Raw genomic sequence first — 17,835 nt, 5'->3', positions numbered from 1 at the left:
TGCTAACGGACTGGTGCTGACTGACTGTGGTGCTGACCAAAGCTGTTGGCGGACCAGTGCAGACCAGCAAGCGTAGGCCGACTGGTGAGCAGCAAGCACGCGCCAGCACGCGCGCGGCGGCCGCTCCCCGCCGGCCGTCGAGCGCCCCACCCTCCCGGCAAGCGTCCGGAGCGGTTTGCGTTTGGTTGTATCATCGTGGCTTGATTCCACGCGCCGCCGCCAATCCGTCTTTTTTACCGCTCTCGCGGTGCGCCATCCGACTCCGTAGCAGCCCCGTCATGAAAGCGTCAAACAACTTTTTCCGCCTCGAAACCCGTCTGCAGTCGCAAGCCGGCAAGGCCATCCACGACTTCAACATGATCGAGGACGGCGACCGGATACTCGTGTGCATGAGCGGCGGCAAAGACTCGTACACGATGCTGTCGGTGCTGCTCGCGCTGCAAAAGCGCGCGCCGGTGAAGTTCGGCATCATCGCGATGAATCTCGACCAGAAGCACCCCGGTTTCCCCGAAGATGTCTTGCCGCGTTATTTCGAATCGATCGGCGTCGAATACCGGATCGTCGAAGCGGACACGCACTCCATCGTGAAAGAGAAAGTGCCGGAGGGCAAAACCACCTGCTCGCTGTGCTCGCGGCTGCGCCGCGGCGTGATCTATCGCACCGCGAAGGAACTCGGCGCGAACAAGATCGCGCTGGGGCATCATCGCGACGACATCGTCGAAACGTTTTTCCTGAATCTGTTCTTCGGCGGCAAGATGAAGGCGATGCCGCCGAAGCTCGCGACCGACGACGGCGCACACGTCGTGATCCGGCCGCTCGCGTATTGCAAGGAAAGCGATATCGCGACTTACGCGCGCGCAATGGAATATCCGATCATCCCGTGCGATCTGTGCGGCTCGCAGGAGAACCTGCAGCGCAAGAAGGTCAAGGACATGCTGCACCAGTGGGAACGCGAAACGCCCGGCCGCGTCGACAACGTGTTCCGCGCGCTCGCCGACGTGGTGCCGTCGCATCTGATGGACACCAATCTGTTCGACTTCCGCGGCCTTGCCACCGGGCTCGCGAAGGTCGACGAGGCGTCGCTGTTCGGCGATTCGTCGTATGAGCAGGCGGCGCTCGTGTTCTCGCATTCGAGCGAAAATCGCATCGAATTCATCCGTCCTTCGGAACGCCGGCCGCTCGTGAGCGGCGCATAGGTTTTGCCTGACCGTTCCGCCCGAACCTATTGTGACGACATGATGACGGCGTGATTGCGCCGATATCGCACCGCGTCGGCCAGCACGCCCGATTTGCGTCGCATGCAAGAGGTGCGCTACGAATTGCTCTGTGAAGATCAAGCGCCTTACTCAAAAGCGCAGCTTGCCGCACCAAGCTTGTGCGCAATGGGATCATTGTAAATACTGATCGCATGCATTGAAAAAAATCGGTTCCCTTATAGGGGCGCGGTGCATAGAGTGGTCGGCACAGCACTCGCGCCGTACTGCCTTCCTATCCCACCGACTAGCCAGGCCTTCCTCCTGCCCGACCCGGGCAACCCTGACGCGAGCCAATACCGGCGCGAACCGCGTACCCCTGTTGAATTCGCGCCCATGTCGTCGCTCATTGATTGGCGCAAAGGATTCTGAAATGGGAAGCGGCCGGCCCACCACTGCATTGCAGGCATTGCTGCCTGAGTTATGGACATTTGCGTTGCGTCTCACCTCGACGCCCGAAGACGCGGAAAAATTGCTGAACAACGCCTATCAGGCCATGCTGGCGGGCACCTGCGTGTGCGCGCCGTATATGTCGCTGCGCGTGAACATGATGTCGACCATATTGAGGCGCTGGCACCAGAAGCCGCGAGGCTCGAAGACTCGCGTGGCGCGCATCGAAGCCAATAGCGAAAAGAACCGCCGCCTGCTGCAGATCGTCGCGAAACTGCCCGATGAGCAGCGCATCGCGCTCATTCTGATCGAAGCCGAACACCTGAGCCCGTGCGAAGCCGCATGGGCGTGGGGATTGTCGACGGTGGAACTGCAGCGGCGGCTCGCACATGCGCACGCCGCAGTGACGCGCGCACTCGAAAACGACGACGACATGCCGCCCACTCCGTATCGTCCTGCCCGCATCAGCGCGAGCGGCGATATGCACGCGTAATACGCGCACACGCGGCACGTGCGGCACGCGCAAGCGGCACGAATAAGCGCCGCGCGCCAGTGTGGTGTCAGACCGCGCGCGCCCGTTATACGTCTTTGATCCGGAACACCTCGACGCCCACCGCATCGCAATCCGGATACACATCCGGCTTTTCCGTCGACACGCGCGCCGCCCGCACTTGCGGATGCGCGAGCATGATCTTCACGAGATCGTCGCACAGCGTTTCCTGCAAATGAATGTGCCCCTGCTCGACGCGGCGCGCGATGGTCGCGCGCATGAAGTCGTAGTCGACCACTTCGCGCAATTTGTCTTCGACGGGCGTCGACAGCGCGAGCGGCACGTATAGGTCGACGTTGATCACGACGCGCTGCTCGCCGCGCTTTTCGAAATCGTGCACGCCGATATTGATAAACACTTCGTAGTTGCGCAAAAACAGCCGGCGGCAGTCGGCGAGACTGGGATGAAAGACGGCGGAGTGCATGTTCGTTCCTGGTCTGATATTGAGCGTGCGAACACGCGAACAAGTTGGCCGCGCACGATGGATACGGCCTGCGCAGCTTGCAGCGATCTCATCGATCGGCTGGCGCGGCCCGTGGCTGGCGAACCTGCCGTGCTGGGCCGTGCGCTGCTGTGTGTACGGTTAGCTGCCGGTCAGGAACATCACATCGCGCGGCAGCGGCACGAGGTGCTGGCCGCCGTCGACGACCAGCGTCGTACCCGTCACGCCCGACGCATCGGCGAGATACAGCGCGGCGGCGACGAGGTCTTCCGGACGCGACGCGCGGCCAAGCGGCGTCATCCGGTGTGCGTCGGCGAAGCTTGCCGGCGTCTGCTCGGCGGACTGCAGCGTCAGGCCCGGCGCGAGCCCGACGACCCGCAGCTTCGGCGCAAGCGCCTGCGCGAGCGCGACCGTTGCGGCGTCGAGCGCCGCTTTCGACAGCGTGTACGACAGGTAGTCCGGATTCATGTTGTGCAGCTTCTGATCGAGCACGTTGATCACGACGCTGCGCTGCGTTTCGTCTTCACGCGCGGCATCGGGTGTCGCATCGTGCAGCATCCGCGCGAGCACGAGCGGCGCGCCGAGGTTGATCGACATCATATGCAGCAGCTTGTCGTAGCCGATGTCGCGCGCGGTGTCTTCGTCGAAACGGGACGCGTTGTTGACGATGCACACCGGGCGCCCGAGCGCCGCCGTGCAAGCGGGCAAAAGCCGCGCGACCTGCGCTTCGTCCGCGAGGTCCGCGTGCAGCGCGACCGCACGGCGGCCCAGCGCTTCGATCTCGGCGACCAGTTCATCCGCTTCGGTGCGCGACGCGCCGTAGTGCACGGCGACATCCCAGCTGCGTGCGGCAAAACCCAGCGCAAGCGCGCGGCCGATACGCCGCGCGGCGCCGGTAATCAGGACGACGCGCGCGGGCGGCGCGGCGTCGACCGCGTCGGATTCGGCACGGGCCGCTGCATCGCGGCCGGCGTCGGCTGAAGGATGGTCGGTACGGACGGTCATTTACAATGCGGGAATGAATCCGAAGGCTCACCAACCCGATAGTTTACCCGCTCCGGACGCCGCCGCGCTTGCGCAATCCGCGGCGCTCGTCGAGCGCATCCGCGCGGACCTCGACGCGGCCGGCGGCTGGCTGCCGTTCGACCGCTATATGGACCGCGCGCTCTATGCGCCGCATCTGGGCTACTACAGCGGCGGCGCGCTCAAGTTCGGCCGGCGCGCCGAAGACGGCAGCGACTTCATTACCGCGCCCGAGTTGTCGCCGCTCTTTGCGGCGACGCTCGCGCGGCCCGTGGCGCAAGCACTCGAAGCAAGCGGCACGCGCGACGTGATCGAATTCGGCGCGGGCACCGGCCGGCTCGCCGCCGGTCTGCTGCATGCGCTCGACGCACAAGGTGCGCCGCTCGACCGCTATTCGATCGTCGATCTGTCCGGCGAGTTGCGCGCACGCCAGCAGGCACGTCTCGAAGCCGAGGCGCCCGCGCTCGCCGCGCGGGTGCGCTGGCTCGATGCGCTGCCCGCCGAATTTGCCGGCGTCGTGATCGGCAACGAAGTGCTCGACGCAATGCCGGTGCGTCTCTTTGCGCACGCGAACGGCGCGTGGCGCGAGCGCGGTGTCGTGTATCGCGACGACGCATTCGCGTTCGAAGACCGCGACCTGCAGTCCACGCACGACGCCGCGTTCCTCGCCGAAATCGAAGCGGACGGCGACTACGTGACCGAAACCCACGAGGCCGCTTGCGCATTCACGCGGACCATCTGCCGGATGCTCACGCGCGGCGCCGCGTTTTTTATCGACTATGGTTTTCCGCGCCACGAGTACTATCACGCGCAGCGCACGCAAGGCACGCTGATGTGCCACTACCGCCATCGCGCGCATGGCGATCCGTTTCTGTATCCGGGTCTGCAGGACATCACCGCGCACGTCGAATTCACCGGCATCGCCGAGGCCGGCGTCGATACCGGCGCGGACCTGCTCGGCTACACGTCGCAGGCGCGCTTCCTGATGAATGCGGGCATGACCGATGCGCTCGCCGAAATCGATCCCGCCGATGTCGCGCGCTACCTGCCCGCGGCAAATGCGGTGCAGAAGCTGCTGTCCGAAGCGGAGATGGGCGAACTCTTCAAGGTGATCGCGTTTTCGCGCGGCATCGACGTCGAGTCGGGCACGCTCGACGCCTTCGCGCGCGGCGACCGCTCGCACGCACTCTGACCGGAGACGCGCGCGATGATCCGCTGGCTGCTCACCACGTTCGTCGCCGTCGCGGTGCTGTCCGCGTGCTGGCCGTGGCTGCGCAAGGTCGGCATCGGGCGCATGCCGGGAGACGTCACACTGCGAATTTTCGGGCGTGAATACCCGTTTCCGTTCATGTCGACGCTGGTGCTGTCGATGCTGCTGTCGCTGATCGCGCGTTTTCTGTGAGCGGCGCGTGTTCGGAGCGGTAGCGGCGCTTGCTGCACTGACGTGAGAATTGCCGCGCTGAAGCTCGTCGCGTGTGCGCGGCGCGTCCTATTCGCTTTCCTGCTCTTCGTCGCGCTTGCCGTCGTCCTGCTCGCCGATCGCCTGTGCGACCGCGCGCACGCGCGCACGATGCACCGCATCCTTGATCGACGCCGGTTTGTCCGCGTATTCGCCGGCAATCGCGCCCGCATCGACGCCGCGCGCCGCGATCAGCGCGTCGCGCAGCCGCTCCGCCTGCGGATAATCGCGCGTCTCGAAGCCGCGCCGTCCGCGCGCGTCCGCTTCGCATGCCTGAAGCGCCTCGGCAAAACGCGCGGGCTTGCGCAGCGCATCGCTGCGTTCGAACAGGCGCACCAGCGCCGCCGCCTTCATCTCCATCACGCGATGAATATTGCCGTGCTCGCGCGCGACCAGCACCGCGAGGTCGCGGCACTCGTTCGGCACGCGCAGCCGCTCGCATAGCGGCTTGAGCAGATCGACGCTGCGGCCTTCGTGACCGATATGACGCGGCAAGACGTGCTCAGGCGTGGTCGCCTTGCCGAGGTCGTGCGTGAGCGCCGCGAAACGCACCGGCAGCGTGTAGCCGCGTTGCGCCGCGTAATCGACGACCATCATCACGTGCACACCCGTATCGACTTCCGGGTGATAGTCGGCGCGCTGCGGCACCCCGTACAGCGCATCGATCTCCGGCAGCACGCGCGCGAGCGCACGGCCTTCGCGCAGCAAGTCGAACATGCGCGACGGCTTCTTTTCCATCAGCCCGCGCGACACTTCCTGCCACACGCGCTCCGGCACCAGCGCGTCGACTTCGCCGGCCGCCACCATCGAGCGGATCAGCGTGAGCGTTTCCGGCGCGAGCGTGAAATCGGCAAAGCGCGCGGCGAAACGCGCGACGCGCAGAATGCGCACCGGGTCTTCGGCGAACGCTTCGCCGACATGGCGAAACACGCGCGCCTGCAAGTCCGCTGCGCCGTTGAACGGATCGACGATCGGCCCGGTCAGTTCGCCATCCGGGCTCACCTCCTGCGCCATTGCGTTGACGGTCAGATCGCGGCGGGCGAGATCTTCCTCGAGCGTGACGTCCGGCGAGTAGTAGAACTGGAAGCCGTGATAGCCGGCCGCGGTCTTGCGTTCGGTCCGCGCGAGCGCGTACTCCTCATGCGTGACCGGGTGCAGGAACACCGGGAAGTCCTTGCCGACCGGCTTGTAGCCTTGCGCGGTCATCTGCTCCGGGGTCGCGCCGACCACCACGTAATCGCGGTCCTGAACCGGCAGGCCGAGCAGTGTGTCGCGGATCGCCCCGCCGACTGCGTAAATTTTCATGCACAGGTTTCGTAGTAGTCGATCACGTGCGTCTCGCGCAGCGCATCGGCGATCCAGGCCTGCACCGCCGGCGAGTCGGTCACGCGCCGCGCGTAAGCCGCCGCCGCTTCGGACAGTGCCGGCTTCCACGTGTTGAAGCGCATCACGACCGGCGCGTACATCGCGTCGGCAATGCCGAACTCGCCGAACAGGAACGGACCGCCGTAGGTATCGACACACGCACTCCACAGCGCATCGATACGCGCGATATCGGCAAGCGCGCCGGGCGTGGCGCCCTTGCCCGAAAACGACGCGCGGATATTCATCCACATGTTCGTGCGCAGTTCGGCGAACCCTGCGTGCATCTCCGCGCACACGCTGCGCGCATGCGCGCGCGCCGCGGCGTCGCCGGGCCATAGCGGCGCGTTCGGGAAGCGTTCGGCGAGCGTCTCCATGATCGCCACGGACTCCCACACCGATGTGCGATCGTCGAGGATCAGACACGGCACTTTGCCCGACGGTGAATGTTTGAGGATGGACGCACGCGTGTCCGGTTCGCCGAGCGGCACGCCAATCTCTTCGAACGGAATGCCGAAATGCTTCATCAGCACCCACGGGCGCATCGACCACGACGAATAGTTTTTATCACCGATAACGAGTTTCATGCCGGGTCCCTGGAAAGAGGCGGGTCAACAGGTGTGGAACGACGTCGATAGGTCTCACAGGATTGCATGGTCAACGGCCCGCGCTCGCGCGGAACGTATTGAAGCGTGAACGCAGCGATGCGCCCGTCAGATAGACCGGTGCGATGGTCTCGATGCTCGCCGGTTCGAGATCGAGTTCAGGGGCGAGCGGGCCGGTCAGCACGTTGTCCACTTTCATCGAATCGAGATTGTCGCGCGAAATGACCGGCTCGCCGGGCGCCATTTCGAAGGTGAGCGCCTGCAGGCGCGCGAACGCATCGGGCAGCCGGACAATGCGCGCCTGCCGGCCGATCACCGAGCCGCAGTATTCGACCAGTTGCTCGAGCGTATAGACGGACGGGCCGCCGAGTTCGTACACACGGCCGCTCGCCGCATCGAGATCGAGCACGTTGACGATCGCCTTTGCGACGTCGCCGACGAACACCGGCTGGAATTTTGCGTCGGGCATCGCGAGCGGAATCATCGGGAACATGCGCTGCAGGAACGCGAATTTATTCAGCAGCGCATCTTCCGGGCCGAACACGACTGACGGACGGAAGATGGTGGTCGCGAGCGTCGACGCGCGCACGGCTTTCTCGCCGTCGCCTTTCGACCGCGTATACATGCTGGGTCCGCGCGGATCGGCGCCGAGCGCGCTCATATGGATGAGCCGGTGCACGCCTTTGCCTTCGCACGCGGACACGATCTTCGTCGGCAGTTCGACATGAATTTTCGCGAACTCGGACCCGTACGGATTGCCGCGCCGGCCGTGCAGCGTGCCGACGAGGTTGATGACCGCATCCGCATTCTCGACGAAGCGCGCGAGCTGCACGGGATCGAACACATCGACTTCGAGCACGTCGATTGGCAGGAGTGTGAGGTGTCGGGCGTTGTAGCGGCGGCGCGTGGCGACGCGCACGGTTTTACCCAGCTCGACGAGCGCGTTGACGAGATGACTGCCGATGAAACCGGAACCGCCGATCACCGCGATGGTTTGATGTCGCATTTCCGACCTCCGCTGGGAAGCCGCGGCAATAGCTGAAACCGGAGCATCGCCGCCGCGCGCAATGAAAACACGCGGCGCGGCGAACATGGCGCTGTTACGGTGCGATGTAACCCAAACGCGCCTTCAGCGATTGCGGACGGCCTTCGAACAACGCCGCATAGTAGACCGTGTTGGACAACACGTTTTTCACGTAGTCGCGTGTTTCCTGGAAGGGTATCGCTTCCGCGAAAATCGCGCCTTCGACAGGATGCTGCAGCGACTCACGCCAGTTGCGCGGGCGGCCTGGACCTGCATTGTAACCAGCGGTGGCAAGCACGGCAGACCCGTCGAATTCATTGTAGATCATCGACAGATAGTTCGTGCCGAGCAGGATATTGGTGTTGATATCGTTCATCTGTTCGCGCGAAATCGGACCGAGGCCGATCTTCTTCGCGACCAGTTGCGCGGTGCCGGGCATCAACTGCATCAGCCCGCTTGCGCCCACTTCGGAGCGTGCGTTCATGATAAAACGCGACTCCTGACGAATCAGCCCGTACGCCCATTCGACATCCAGCCCGTTCGACTGCGAGTCGCGCTCGACGATATCGCGAAACGGCGACAGGTAGCGCAACGCGAAGTCGTGCTCGGTCTTCGTGCGGTCCGCGGTGTTCACCGTGCGGTCGTACAGCTGGATGCGGCGGGCGTACTCGGCCGCCGCGAGCAGTTGCCGGTCGCTCATCGTCCGCAGCGGCCAGTTCCATTCGCGGTTGCCTTCGAGCCGCAGATTCAGCTGATAGAAGCGCTGCGCCAGCGCGAAGCCCGGCGTGTTCGCCGCCTGCTGCACTTCCGCGTCGGTCACTGCCGTCTTCGGCGGCACCATGATTTTCTGGCCGAGCTCTTCGCTGGCGAGCTGGCCGTAGAAGTTGAAGCCCGGCGCGATCTGCTGGAATTCCTGATTCGCCTGCGCGGTGTCGCCCGCCTGCTTCAGCGCGCGCCCATGCCAGTACACCCACGCCGGCTGGCTGCGCAGCGCGGCGGGCATCTGCTCGATCGACCAGCGCACCATCGTCCAGTCGCCGGCGAGCAGCGCGGTGCGCGTGCGCCATTCATAGGCCGGATTCGACAGCGGTGCGTTCGCCGACAGCCGGTACCAGTCGACCGCGCCCGGCATCTGTTTGGCGGCCGCCTGATACGCGATCGTGCCCCAGCCGATCGCACGCTCGGGCGTGGTCAGCGACGGCGCGATCGACGTGAAGGTTGCCGCGGTCATCGCCGGGTCGTTGCGCGCCATGCGCGTGATCGCGAGCAGCGCCAGCTGATGCGACTGCGGATCGGCGCCGACGCCGCGCGCCAGCAGAAGCGGCGGCGTGGTGGTGGCCTGGCTGAACAGGTCCGGGTCGGGACGCTGGTTGCCGAGCGCGTCGACCAGCTTCGCGCCGGTGTTCGTCTGGTTCTGCTCGTAAGCGACGCGAATCTGTTGCCAGACGTCGTCGCTCGTGAATTGCTGGTTGATCGCGAGCGCGGTGATCAGATCGACGCAGCCGTCGCCGTAGTTGCGCGGATCGACGAGCAGCGCGCGCGCCGCATCCGCGACGTTCTCGCCGTGCGCCGCACGCGATTCGAGCGCATAGCACTTCACCTGCGTGTCGTCGTTCAGCACGAAGCGCGCGTACTGGTCGTCGAAGTTGCGCCAGTCGTGACGCGCGCCGAGCACGACGAGGTAGTCGTTGCGCAGCCGGTCCGCGATCGCCTGGCCGTCATACTTCTGCAGGAACGCGAGCACCGGCGCATCCGGCGCGTCGATACGCGGATGCCCCGACGAATCGAACAGTTGCGGCTTCAGCTGGAAGTATTCGAGATACGACGGCGCGGGATAGTCGGGAATCATCGCGGCGAGTTGCGCCGCACGAGTGGGGTCGTTGTTGCGCGCGGCCTCGCGCAGCTGAACGAAAATCTGGTCGTCGTTAGTGAGCTGCGACAGCGCAATGGGCTTCACGGCCGACGCCGTGCTGCATGCGACGAGCGCCGCCGCGGCAAGGGCCAGGCCAACCGCGCGATATACTCGAAAGAGGCGTGTGGACATCGTTGTTTCTGGAGCGCGAATTGAACGAAAGCATAGCATGCAACCCCGTCGCCAAATCATCGAAAAAGGAGCTGCGCCGCACGTTGTTCGATGCACGGCTGCATGCGAGTCGTGACGCGGGTGTAAGCGATGCGCTGAGCCGCCGGGTGCTCGACATGTTGCAGCGGCACGCGCCGCGGCGCGTGGGCTTTTACTGGCCGCTCGAAGGCGAGTTCGATGCGCGCGGCGCAATCGCAATCTGGCTTGCGCTCGATGCGGCGCGCGAAGCGTGCCTGCCGGTCGTCATGCAACGCGGCGCGCCGCTCGCGTTTCACGCATGGACGCCGGACATGCCGATGCAAACCGGCGAACATCGCATTCCCGTGCCGGCGTCGGCGCGCGACGTGATGCCCGATCTGGTGTTGGTGCCGTGTGTCGGTTTCGACGAAGACGGCTACCGTCTCGGCTATGGCGGCGGCTATTACGATCGCACGCTCGCCGGCTGGCGCGCGGCCGGCGTCGCGCCGCTGGCGATCGGTATCGCGTACGAAGCGTGCAAAACCGCGGCGCTGCCGCGCGAGCCGCACGATCTGCCGCTCGACGCGATCATCACCGAAGCCGCCCGCTATCCGCGCGGCGCCGGTTCGAGCGGCGACTGAAAGGCCTTCTCTGTCCGGGCTTTGCCGGCTTCTTACAGTGAAGCCGCGGCGCGCGCCGCGGTATCGTAAAGACCGGACGCGTTGCGCATCAGTTGCGCGGCCTCGCCGATCTGCTGGCTGGTCAGGCCGCTTTCGCGCAACGTCGCGATCAGACAGCTCTCGCGCACTTCGCGATACCGGTCGCACAGTGCGCGTCCGGCGTCGGTCGCCGAGAAGAACACTTCCTTGCCGTTCTTTTCGCTTGTTACATAACCTCTCGCGACGAGTTTTTTCAACGCGTAAGTGGCGACATGCGTGTCTTCGATGTTCAGCACGAAGCAGATGTCCGCGAGCTTCTTGCGGCGTTCGCGGTGGCTGACGTGGTGCAACAGCGACACTTCAATGGCGGTCATGTCTTTCTCGCCCGCCGCCGACATGCAGCGGACCATCCACCGATTGAACGCATTGCCCGCCATGATCAATGCGTATTCGAGCTCCGAAAGCTCCGTGCATTCTTCAGAAACGAGGTGCTCCGAGGAGACGATTTTCGTGGGATGACGCGCCATGTAGAGGTTTCCAGGCATCCGGACAAAAGGGTGACGCAAGTGTACGTCGCACGTTATCCGCTGAAAGCCTGGCGAAAACGCTCATGGAGATTTTGTTGAGAAGTTAATGAGAATGTACGCTATCCAATTCGGATGACGACCCCGTGGGTCTGCTGGACGAAAAGCCAGCGGGTCTGTTGCTTGCACACCCGACACCGACCATCGACAACGACTCATGAGCCCATTGAAGCACCCGCAGCACTCACCCTCGAACCCTGTGCGCATCTTTCCGTTCGGCGATACCGCGCTCGTGTGCGAGTCGGCGCCGCCTGCGACGCTCGATTGCCAGCGGCGCGTCTGGGCCGCCGCGCAAGCCGCGCGCGCGTGGCCGCACGTGCTCGACGTGGTGCCCGGCATGAACAACCTGACGCTGGTGTTCGACCCGCTCGAAGCAGACCGTGACGTGCTTGCCGAACAGTTGCGCGTCGCATGGGACGCAGCGGACGACGTGCCGGCCCTGGGCCGCGAGATCGAGATTCCGGTTCACTACGGCGGCGCGTTCGGCCCGGACCTCGACGCGCTCGCCGCGCATGCCGGCCTGCCCGCGCACGAAGTCGTGCAGCGTCATGCCCAAGCCGATTACGTCGTGTTCTTTCTCGGCTTTCAGCCCGGCTTCGCGTACCTCGGCGGCCTCGACGAAGCGCTGCATATGCCGCGCCGCGCACAGCCGCGGCTCGAGGTGCCGGCCGGCTCGGTCGGCATCGGCGGCGCGCAGACCGGCATCTATCCGGCGACATCGCCGGGCGGCTGGCAGCTGATCGGCCGCACGATGCTGCCGCTGTTCGACCCGGCGCATACCCCGCCAACGCTGCTGCAGCCGGGTGACCGCGTGCGCTTCACGATCGCGGAGACGCCCGCATGATCGACGTGATCCGCGCAGGCCTGCTCACCTCGGTACAGGACCTCGGCCGCCACGGCTACCGGCATCTGGGCGTCGCGCAAGGCGGCGCGCTCGACCGGCTGGCGCTCGAAGTCGGCAACCGCCTTGTCGGCAACCGGCCCGATGCGGCCGGCCTCGAGATCACGTTCGGCCCGACCGTGTTGCGCGTGTTGCGCGCCACGCGCGTTGCGATTACCGGCGGCGAGTTCGCCGCGACGCTCGACGGCGCGCCGGTCTATTCGTGGTGGAGCCTGCCGGTGCAGGCCGGCCAGCAACTGACGCTCAACGCGGCGAAGCGCGGCATGCGCGGCTATGTCTGCGTGGCGGGCGGCATCGACGTGCTGCCGGTGCTCGGCTCGCGCAGCACCGATCTGGGCGCCTGCTTCGGCGGCGTCGGCGGACGCGCGCTGCGCGACGGCGATCGTCTTCCTGCCGGTGTGTCGCCGGCATCGCGTGCGCGCGGCTTCGGCCCGGACGCGCCCGCGTTCGGCGTGAAGGCGCCCGAGTGGTGCAAGTTCATCCAGGTCGACGAACCGCCGAGGCGCGGCCGGCATGCGGCGGGCGCCGCGTGGGCGCCGCCGATCCGTGTGCTGCCCGGCCCCGAGTACGACAGCTTCAACGCCGCTGCGCACGACGCGCTGTGGTCCGATGAATGGCTCGTCACGCCGAACAGCAACCGGATGGGTTACCGGCTCGCGGGCATCGCGCTCGAACGCGAGCAGAAAGCCGATCTGCTGTCGCACGCGGTGATGCCCGGCACGATTCAGGTGCCGCCGAACGGTCAGCCGATCATTCTGATGAGCGACGCGCAGACCACCGGCGGCTATCCGAAGATCGGCTCGGTGATCCACGCCGACCTGTGGAAGCTCGCGCAGATCCGGCTGAACGGCGCGGTCCGCTTTGTCGCGGCCACGCCGCATGAAGCGCGCGCCGCGTTGCTCGAGGAGCGGCGCTACTTGCGGCAAATCGATGCGGCGATCGCGATGCACGAAGCGCGCTGCGCGCGCGAGATGCCGGTTGCGGTGTCTTGAGCGGCGTGGTGCTGTCGAGACCGCGGCAGAGACTTGAGGAACATCATGGAAATCGATCTGAATGCCGATCTCGGCGAAGGCTGCGGCTCCGACGAAGCGTTGCTCGATCTCGTCAGCTCGGCCAATATCGCGTGCGGCTGGCACGCGGGCGGGGCGAACGCGATGCGTGACTGCGTGCGCTGGGCCGTGCAAAAAGGCGTGTCGATCGGCGCGCATCCGAGCTTCAACGATCCGGAGAATTTCGGGCGCAAGGAAATGGACCTGCCGCCCGGCGATATCTACGCGGGCGTGCTCTATCAGTTGGGCGCGCTGTCGGCGATCGCGCAGGTCGAGGGCGGCCGCATCGCGCACGTGAAGCCGCACGGCGCGCTGTACAACCAGGCGGCGCGCGATGCGCGTGTCGCCGATGCGATCGCGTCCGCCGTGCACGACTTCGATCCGTCGGTCGCGGTGTTCGCGCTCGCCAACAGCGGGCTCGTGACGGCAGCGCACAACGCGGGGCTGGTCGCCGTCGAGGAAGTATTCGCGGACCGCGGCTACCGCGCGGACGGTTCGCTCGTGCCGCGCAAGGAGCCGGGCGCGCTGCTCGACGACGAAGACACGGTGCTCGCGCGCACGCTGACGATGGTGCGCGAGCGGCGCGTGCAGGCGGTCGACGGCCAGTGGGTGCCGCTCAACGCGCAGACCATCTGCCTGCACGGCGACGGGCCGCATGCGCTCGCATTCGCGCGGCGCATTCGCAGCGCAATGGAAGGCGCCGGGATTGGCGTGCATGCCGTGGCGGGAATGCGCGCGTAAGGACGTGACGACGTAACGACTGACCGCCCTTGCGGTAACCCGCAGCGCATCCACGGTGGCAGCACCGCCAGAAGCGGCATACCGGACACCATCGGACACCGCTTCATGCGCAGCCAGCGCGGCCGCCCGAGCCGCTGCCGCTCAATTTTGAGACAAACCCCATTCGCGACACGATCCCACAATAAGCAGCCTGGCTGAATTTAGGATGCGTCTGATGCCACGCGGAGCGCGTCGGACCTAACCTGCTGGACATCCTAAATCCACAATCCGGCGCTCGCATCGCGCGGCGCGCCGGCCCCTTGCCGAGATCCGCGATGTCCTCTTTTGTCACGTCCACCGCAACGCCGACCGTCACACCGACCATCACGCCCGCAGCAACGCCGACCGCCACGTCCACCGCAACGCCCGCCACCACGCCCACCGCCGCCGACGGCACGCCTGCCGCAGCCGCCGTCTGTCCGGCCACACTCGCATTCGCACTCGAAGCCCATCGCGCGGGCCACCTCGACAAAGCGCAAGCGTACTACCGCGAAGCGCTCGCCAGCGCGCCCGATCACGCCGACGCACTGCATTACTACGGCGTCCTGACGCATCAACTCGGCGATCACGCCGGCGCCGCGACGCTACTCGATCGTGCGCTGACGCTCGATGCATCGAATGCCGGCTGCTGGAGCAATCGCGGCCTCGTGGCGGCGGCCTGCGGCGAGCATGAACTGTCGCTGCGGTGCTATCGCAATGCCTTGCACCTGACACCCGCGTTCGCCGATGCGCACAACAACCTCGCGGTTGCACTGCAGGCGCAAGGCGCCCTGAACGAGGCGGTCGAACACTATCGCAACGCACTCGAAATCGACCCGTCGCTCGTCGACGTGCATGTGAATCTCGGCTCGGCACTCAACAAGCTTGGCAAACATCACGACGCATACGAGCACTATCGCATCGCACTGTCGCTCGATCCGCGTTCGGCGCAAGCGCACTTCAACGCGGGCAATGCACGGCAGGCGAGCGGCGATTTGACAGGCGCAGCCGAGCACTTCCGGCACGCGATCGACGCCGCACCCGCGTTCGCCGATGCGCACGCGAATCTCGGCACCGCGCTCGGCAAGCTCGGCGAATACGACGAGGCGGAGCGGCATTACCGGCGGGCGGTCGCATTGAAGCGCAACGCGACGAACCTCGTCTGCCTCGGCGCGGCGCTTGGCGCCCAGGGCCGGCATGACGAGGAAGAGCCGTTCTATCGCGCGGCGCTGGCGCTCGAGCCGGATCAGCCGGATGCACATCAGAATCTCGCGTGGCTGTATCTGAAGCGCGGCGACTATGCGCGTGGCTGGGCCGAATACGCAAAACGCTGGCGCGCTGGCGATTACGAAGCGATCGCAGTGGCCGACATTCCCGAATGGCGCGGCGAACCGGTCGGCGGCAAGCGGGTTCTGCTCGTGCGCGAGCAGGGTTTCGGCGACCAGTTCCAGTTCCTGCGCTATGCGCAGGTGCTCGCCGAGCGCGGCGCGACAGTCGATGTCTGCGTGCGCGCACCGTTGCTCGAAGTCGCGCAGCGCGTCCCGGGCGTGCGCCGTGCATGGACCGGCACGCCGGGCGGCGACTACGATTTCTGGATCTCGCTGATGAGCGTGCCGGCATGCATCGGCACCGATCTGCACACGATTCCGGCCGCGGTGCCCTATCTGTTCGCCGACCCGGAGAAAGCCGCGCATTGGCGCACGCGCCTTGCGCACACCGTCGGCCAGCAGCCGAAGATCGGGCTGGTCTGGGCCGGCAGCCCGACCTTCGGCAACGATCGCTATCGCTCGATGCCGCTTGCGGCGCTCGCATCGCTATGTGAATTGACCGGCGTCGCATGGCTGAATCTGCAAAAGGGTGCCGCGCACGCGCAACTCGCCGCGCTGCCGGACGCGATCCGTCCGCTCGACTTCACCGGCGAGCTCGAAGACTTTTCCGACACCGCCGCGTTGATCGACAACCTCGATCTGGTGATTACCGTCGATACTGCCGTCGCGCATCTGACCGGCGCGATGGGCAAGCCCGTATGGGTGCTGCTGCCGGCGAATTCGGATTGGCGCTGGCTCGAGAACCGCAGCGACTCGCCGTGGTATCCAAGTGCGCGGCTTTTCCGCCAAACGACGCTCGGCGACTGGGCGCCGGTGGTCGCGAACGTGCGCGATGCGTTGGTGCGCGGTCAGTAGGTACGCGTCGGCGTCGGCTCGAGCAGGCTGAGTCGTCGGCATCGGCATCGGCGCCGACCTGGCCGTCCAGGTTGTACGAATCGGCTTCGCGTCGGCTGGAGTCTCCCCTTTGGTTTTGAATCGTCCAGGTCGGCTCGAACCGCCTGCGTCGATTCAAATCGCCCCAATCGGGTCGAACCGCCTGCGTCGGGCCAAAGCGCCAGCGTCCATTTGAATCGTCCGAGCCGCCTTGAATCGCCCCAATCCGCCTGCCCCCCCTCAACTCGGTTCGACGATAAACCCGCGGTCTCTCAGCAACTGCAGCACGCCATCGCGGCCGCCCAGATGCAACGCGCCGATCGCGACGAACACCGGCTTGTTCGGCGCCGCGATCGCAATCATCCGCGCGACGAAACGGCGATTGCGTTCGTAAAGAATCTTGTTGTCGATCGACGCCGAAACCCGCGGATCGCGCGCCAGTTTTTCCGACTTCGCGGCTTCCCAGGCTGAAATCGCATCGGCATCGCCGACGCGCCACAGCCGATGCAGCGTCTGCACGTCCGCGACATTCTCCGCCGGCGTCTGCACGAGATCCTGTGCGAGCATTTCGCGCTGCTGCGCGAGCGTGAGGCTCGTGAACGCGCGCATCTGCTCGGCGAGCGTCTCCAGCCCGACAATCTTGCCGCGCTGACGCAAGTAAACGTTCTGCAATTGCGCCTCGGTGCCGTATTCGGTTTGCAGCCCGGCGCTCAGCGAATCGTAGGTTTCGACCAGCAGCGACGCGAGCCAGGGCCGCATCTTGCGGATCTCGTCGAGCGCGGCGGGGTTGTCGCGCAGACGCATCTCGAGCTTGCGCCACAGCGGATCGGGCAACAGCCGCGGCAGACACGGATAGCGGCAAACCCCGTACTTCGATACGTCATCCTGCGAAACCAGCAGATCGTCGGGCGACAGCTCGAGCGCGAGCGTCGGCGAGGCCGCGAGCGCCGCGAGGATCGGCCGCCGGAACGGCTGCGTGGGCGGATAGTCGACCGGGTCGCCGACGTGCAGCGTGCCGAGCAGATAGATCGTCGTGGTGCCGTGCGTCGCGACATAGAACGGCATACGCGCGGGTTCGGGCCGTACCGGTCCGCCGGTGCTGGTGCCCGACGCCGCCGGCGGCCCGGGCGGCGGATTGGTGGCCGGCGTCGCGGAGCGCGGCCGCGCAGCGGGCGGATGCGGCAGCGGCAAGGTCGGGCGCGCGCCCTGCGTAGTCGTATTCGTCGATGCATCGCCGGCCGCATACGCGGCCGACACCGGCGTCCACGCCGCGGCGAGCCAGAGTCGGACTGGCGTGGGGCCGACGAGGCTCAGCCCGCACCCCAGCACCGCGAGCGCGGTAAGAATGATCGACAGGAAAGCGAAGCGCACAAGGGCTTGCACGAACGACGACGCAATCGAGCGCGCCATCGCGTACAGAAATACCATGGGCGGCGCCGCGGACCATGCCGGCCGACGCGGCAACGCACGCACCGCCGGCAACGCGCACCTACACGCGCAGCGCGCCGCGCGCCCGACGCCGCGACACCCGAC

General features: G+C 66.0%; 17 protein-coding genes. 9 read left to right on the top strand and 8 right to left on the bottom strand.

All coding sequences use genetic code 11. From position 1 onward, the window contains the following. The first annotated feature begins 278 nt into the window (after positions 1-278). A complete protein-coding gene (gene ttcA, locus HV675_RS18790) occupies positions 279-1,196 on the top strand; it encodes a tRNA 2-thiocytidine(32) synthetase TtcA (protein ID WP_175112447.1) in 918 nt (305 codons plus the stop codon). 430 nt (positions 1,197-1,626) lie between these two features. Then, complete coding sequence (locus tag HV675_RS18785) at positions 1,627-2,136, top strand: hypothetical protein (RefSeq protein WP_175112446.1); 510 nt, start codon at positions 1,627-1,629, stop codon at positions 2,134-2,136. Positions 2,137-2,221: 85 nt separating this feature from the next. On the opposite strand, the gene HV675_RS18780 is transcribed toward HV675_RS18785, so the two are convergent. Together HV675_RS18780 and HV675_RS18775 are read right to left on the bottom strand one after the other, a co-directional pair. Continuing rightward, positions 2,222-2,617 (bottom strand): dihydroneopterin aldolase, encoded by a 396-nt coding sequence (locus HV675_RS18780; protein WP_175112445.1) that lies wholly within the window; start codon positions 2,615-2,617, stop codon positions 2,222-2,224. Between the two features lie 159 nt (positions 2,618-2,776). Further along, entirely contained in the window at positions 2,777-3,640 is an 864-nt protein-coding gene (locus HV675_RS18775; protein WP_175112444.1) for an SDR family oxidoreductase, read from the bottom strand. 13 nt (positions 3,641-3,653) lie between these two features. Here HV675_RS18775 and HV675_RS18770 point away from each other — a divergent pair, with 13 nt between their 5' ends. Together HV675_RS18770 and HV675_RS18765 are read left to right on the top strand one after the other, a co-directional pair. Then, complete coding sequence (locus HV675_RS18770) at positions 3,654-4,850, top strand: class I SAM-dependent methyltransferase (RefSeq protein ID WP_175112443.1); 1,197 nt, start codon at positions 3,654-3,656, stop codon at positions 4,848-4,850. Positions 4,851-4,865: 15 nt separating this feature from the next. Beyond that, entirely contained in the window at positions 4,866-5,060 is a 195-nt protein-coding gene (locus HV675_RS18765; protein ID WP_175112442.1) for a DUF2905 domain-containing protein, read from the top strand. An 87-nt stretch (positions 5,061-5,147) separates the two neighbouring features. On the opposite strand, the gene HV675_RS18760 is transcribed toward HV675_RS18765, so the two are convergent. The 4 genes from HV675_RS18760 to HV675_RS18745 form a co-directional block, all read right to left on the bottom strand. Then, a complete protein-coding gene (locus tag HV675_RS18760) occupies positions 5,148-6,422 on the bottom strand; it encodes a multifunctional CCA addition/repair protein (RefSeq protein WP_175112441.1) in 1,275 nt (424 codons plus the stop codon). Continuing rightward, positions 6,419-7,066 (bottom strand): glutathione S-transferase family protein, encoded by a 648-nt coding sequence (locus HV675_RS18755; RefSeq protein ID WP_175112440.1) that lies wholly within the window; start codon positions 7,064-7,066, stop codon positions 6,419-6,421. The genes HV675_RS18760 and HV675_RS18755 overlap by 4 nt, the downstream gene beginning before the upstream one ends. A 70-nt stretch (positions 7,067-7,136) precedes the next feature. Next, complete coding sequence (locus tag HV675_RS18750; protein ID WP_175112439.1) at positions 7,137-8,090, bottom strand: complex I NDUFA9 subunit family protein; 954 nt, start codon at positions 8,088-8,090, stop codon at positions 7,137-7,139. A 94-nt stretch (positions 8,091-8,184) separates the two neighbouring features. Then, positions 8,185-10,152 carry a lytic transglycosylase domain-containing protein gene (locus tag HV675_RS18745; RefSeq protein ID WP_175112438.1) on the bottom strand — a complete coding sequence of 656 codons (1,968 nt, stop codon included), beginning with the start codon at positions 10,150-10,152 and terminating at the stop codon, positions 8,185-8,187. 20 nt (positions 10,153-10,172) lie between these two features. Here HV675_RS18745 and HV675_RS18740 point away from each other — a divergent pair, with 20 nt between their 5' ends. After that, positions 10,173-10,790, top strand: a complete 618-nt coding sequence (locus tag HV675_RS18740; protein WP_175112437.1) for a 5-formyltetrahydrofolate cyclo-ligase — start codon at positions 10,173-10,175, stop codon at positions 10,788-10,790. Positions 10,791-10,822: 32 nt separating this feature from the next. Here HV675_RS18740 and HV675_RS18735 read toward each other — a convergent pair whose 3' ends face one another. Next, positions 10,823-11,335 (bottom strand): winged helix DNA-binding protein, encoded by a 513-nt coding sequence (locus HV675_RS18735; protein WP_175112436.1) that lies wholly within the window; start codon positions 11,333-11,335, stop codon positions 10,823-10,825. Positions 11,336-11,549: 214 nt separating this feature from the next. On the opposite strand from HV675_RS18735, the gene pxpB reads away from it, so the two are divergent. The 4 genes from pxpB (at position 11,550) to HV675_RS18715 (ending at position 16,284) form a co-directional block, all read left to right on the top strand. Then, positions 11,550-12,236, top strand: coding sequence for a 5-oxoprolinase subunit PxpB (gene pxpB / locus HV675_RS18730; protein ID WP_175112435.1), 687 nt, complete (start codon positions 11,550-11,552; stop codon positions 12,234-12,236). Next, positions 12,233-13,285, top strand: coding sequence for a 5-oxoprolinase subunit C family protein (locus HV675_RS18725; protein WP_175112434.1), 1,053 nt, complete (start codon positions 12,233-12,235; stop codon positions 13,283-13,285). The genes pxpB and HV675_RS18725 overlap by 4 nt, the downstream gene beginning before the upstream one ends. Positions 13,286-13,330: 45 nt before the next feature. Further along, complete coding sequence (gene pxpA, locus HV675_RS18720) at positions 13,331-14,083, top strand: 5-oxoprolinase subunit PxpA (protein ID WP_175112433.1); 753 nt, start codon at positions 13,331-13,333, stop codon at positions 14,081-14,083. A gap of 314 nt (positions 14,084-14,397) precedes the next feature. Beyond that, a complete protein-coding gene (locus HV675_RS18715; RefSeq protein ID WP_175112432.1) occupies positions 14,398-16,284 on the top strand; it encodes a tetratricopeptide repeat protein in 1,887 nt (628 codons plus the stop codon). Positions 16,285-16,542: 258 nt separating this feature from the next. Here the strand turns inward: HV675_RS18715 and HV675_RS18710 are convergent, their stop codons facing one another. After that, positions 16,543-17,730, bottom strand: a complete 1,188-nt coding sequence (locus HV675_RS18710; RefSeq protein ID WP_246270389.1) for a TraB/GumN family protein — start codon at positions 17,728-17,730, stop codon at positions 16,543-16,545. Positions 17,731-17,835: the final 105 nt, after the last annotated feature.

The sequence above is a fragment of the Paraburkholderia solisilvae genome, assembly GCF_902859875.1.
Taxonomy (GTDB): domain Bacteria; phylum Pseudomonadota; class Gammaproteobacteria; order Burkholderiales; family Burkholderiaceae; genus Paraburkholderia; species Paraburkholderia solisilvae.
This window is presented reverse-complemented; position numbering and strand designations above follow the sequence as displayed.

Excerpts from the sequence above, each read along its gene's own strand:
- ttcA (WP_175112447.1), top strand. The coding sequence starts at position 279 with ATGAAAGCGTCAAACAACTTTTTCCGCCTCGAAACCCGTCTGCAGTCG.
- HV675_RS18785 (WP_175112446.1), top strand. The coding sequence starts at position 1,627 with ATGGGAAGCGGCCGGCCCACCACTGCATTGCAGGCATTGCTGCCTGAG.
- HV675_RS18780 (WP_175112445.1), bottom strand. The coding sequence starts at position 2,617 with ATGCACTCCGCCGTCTTTCATCCCAGTCTCGCCGACTGCCGCCGGCTG.
- HV675_RS18775 (WP_175112444.1), bottom strand. The coding sequence starts at position 3,640 with ATGACCGTCCGTACCGACCATCCTTCAGCCGACGCCGGCCGCGATGCA.
- HV675_RS18770 (WP_175112443.1), top strand. The coding sequence starts at position 3,654 with ATGAATCCGAAGGCTCACCAACCCGATAGTTTACCCGCTCCGGACGCC.
- HV675_RS18765 (WP_175112442.1), top strand. The coding sequence starts at position 4,866 with ATGATCCGCTGGCTGCTCACCACGTTCGTCGCCGTCGCGGTGCTGTCC.
- HV675_RS18760 (WP_175112441.1), bottom strand. The coding sequence starts at position 6,422 with ATGAAAATTTACGCAGTCGGCGGGGCGATCCGCGACACACTGCTCGGC.
- HV675_RS18755 (WP_175112440.1), bottom strand. The coding sequence starts at position 7,066 with ATGAAACTCGTTATCGGTGATAAAAACTATTCGTCGTGGTCGATGCGC.
- HV675_RS18750 (WP_175112439.1), bottom strand. The coding sequence starts at position 8,090 with ATGCGACATCAAACCATCGCGGTGATCGGCGGTTCCGGTTTCATCGGC.
- HV675_RS18745 (WP_175112438.1), bottom strand. The coding sequence starts at position 10,152 with ATGTCCACACGCCTCTTTCGAGTATATCGCGCGGTTGGCCTGGCCCTT.
- HV675_RS18735 (WP_175112436.1), bottom strand. The coding sequence starts at position 11,335 with ATGGCGCGTCATCCCACGAAAATCGTCTCCTCGGAGCACCTCGTTTCT.
- pxpB (WP_175112435.1), top strand. The coding sequence starts at position 11,550 with ATGAGCCCATTGAAGCACCCGCAGCACTCACCCTCGAACCCTGTGCGC.
- HV675_RS18725 (WP_175112434.1), top strand. The coding sequence starts at position 12,233 with ATGATCGACGTGATCCGCGCAGGCCTGCTCACCTCGGTACAGGACCTC.
- pxpA (WP_175112433.1), top strand. The coding sequence starts at position 13,331 with ATGGAAATCGATCTGAATGCCGATCTCGGCGAAGGCTGCGGCTCCGAC.
- HV675_RS18715 (WP_175112432.1), top strand. The coding sequence starts at position 14,398 with ATGTCCTCTTTTGTCACGTCCACCGCAACGCCGACCGTCACACCGACC.
- HV675_RS18710 (WP_246270389.1), bottom strand. The coding sequence starts at position 17,730 with ATGGTATTTCTGTACGCGATGGCGCGCTCGATTGCGTCGTCGTTCGTG.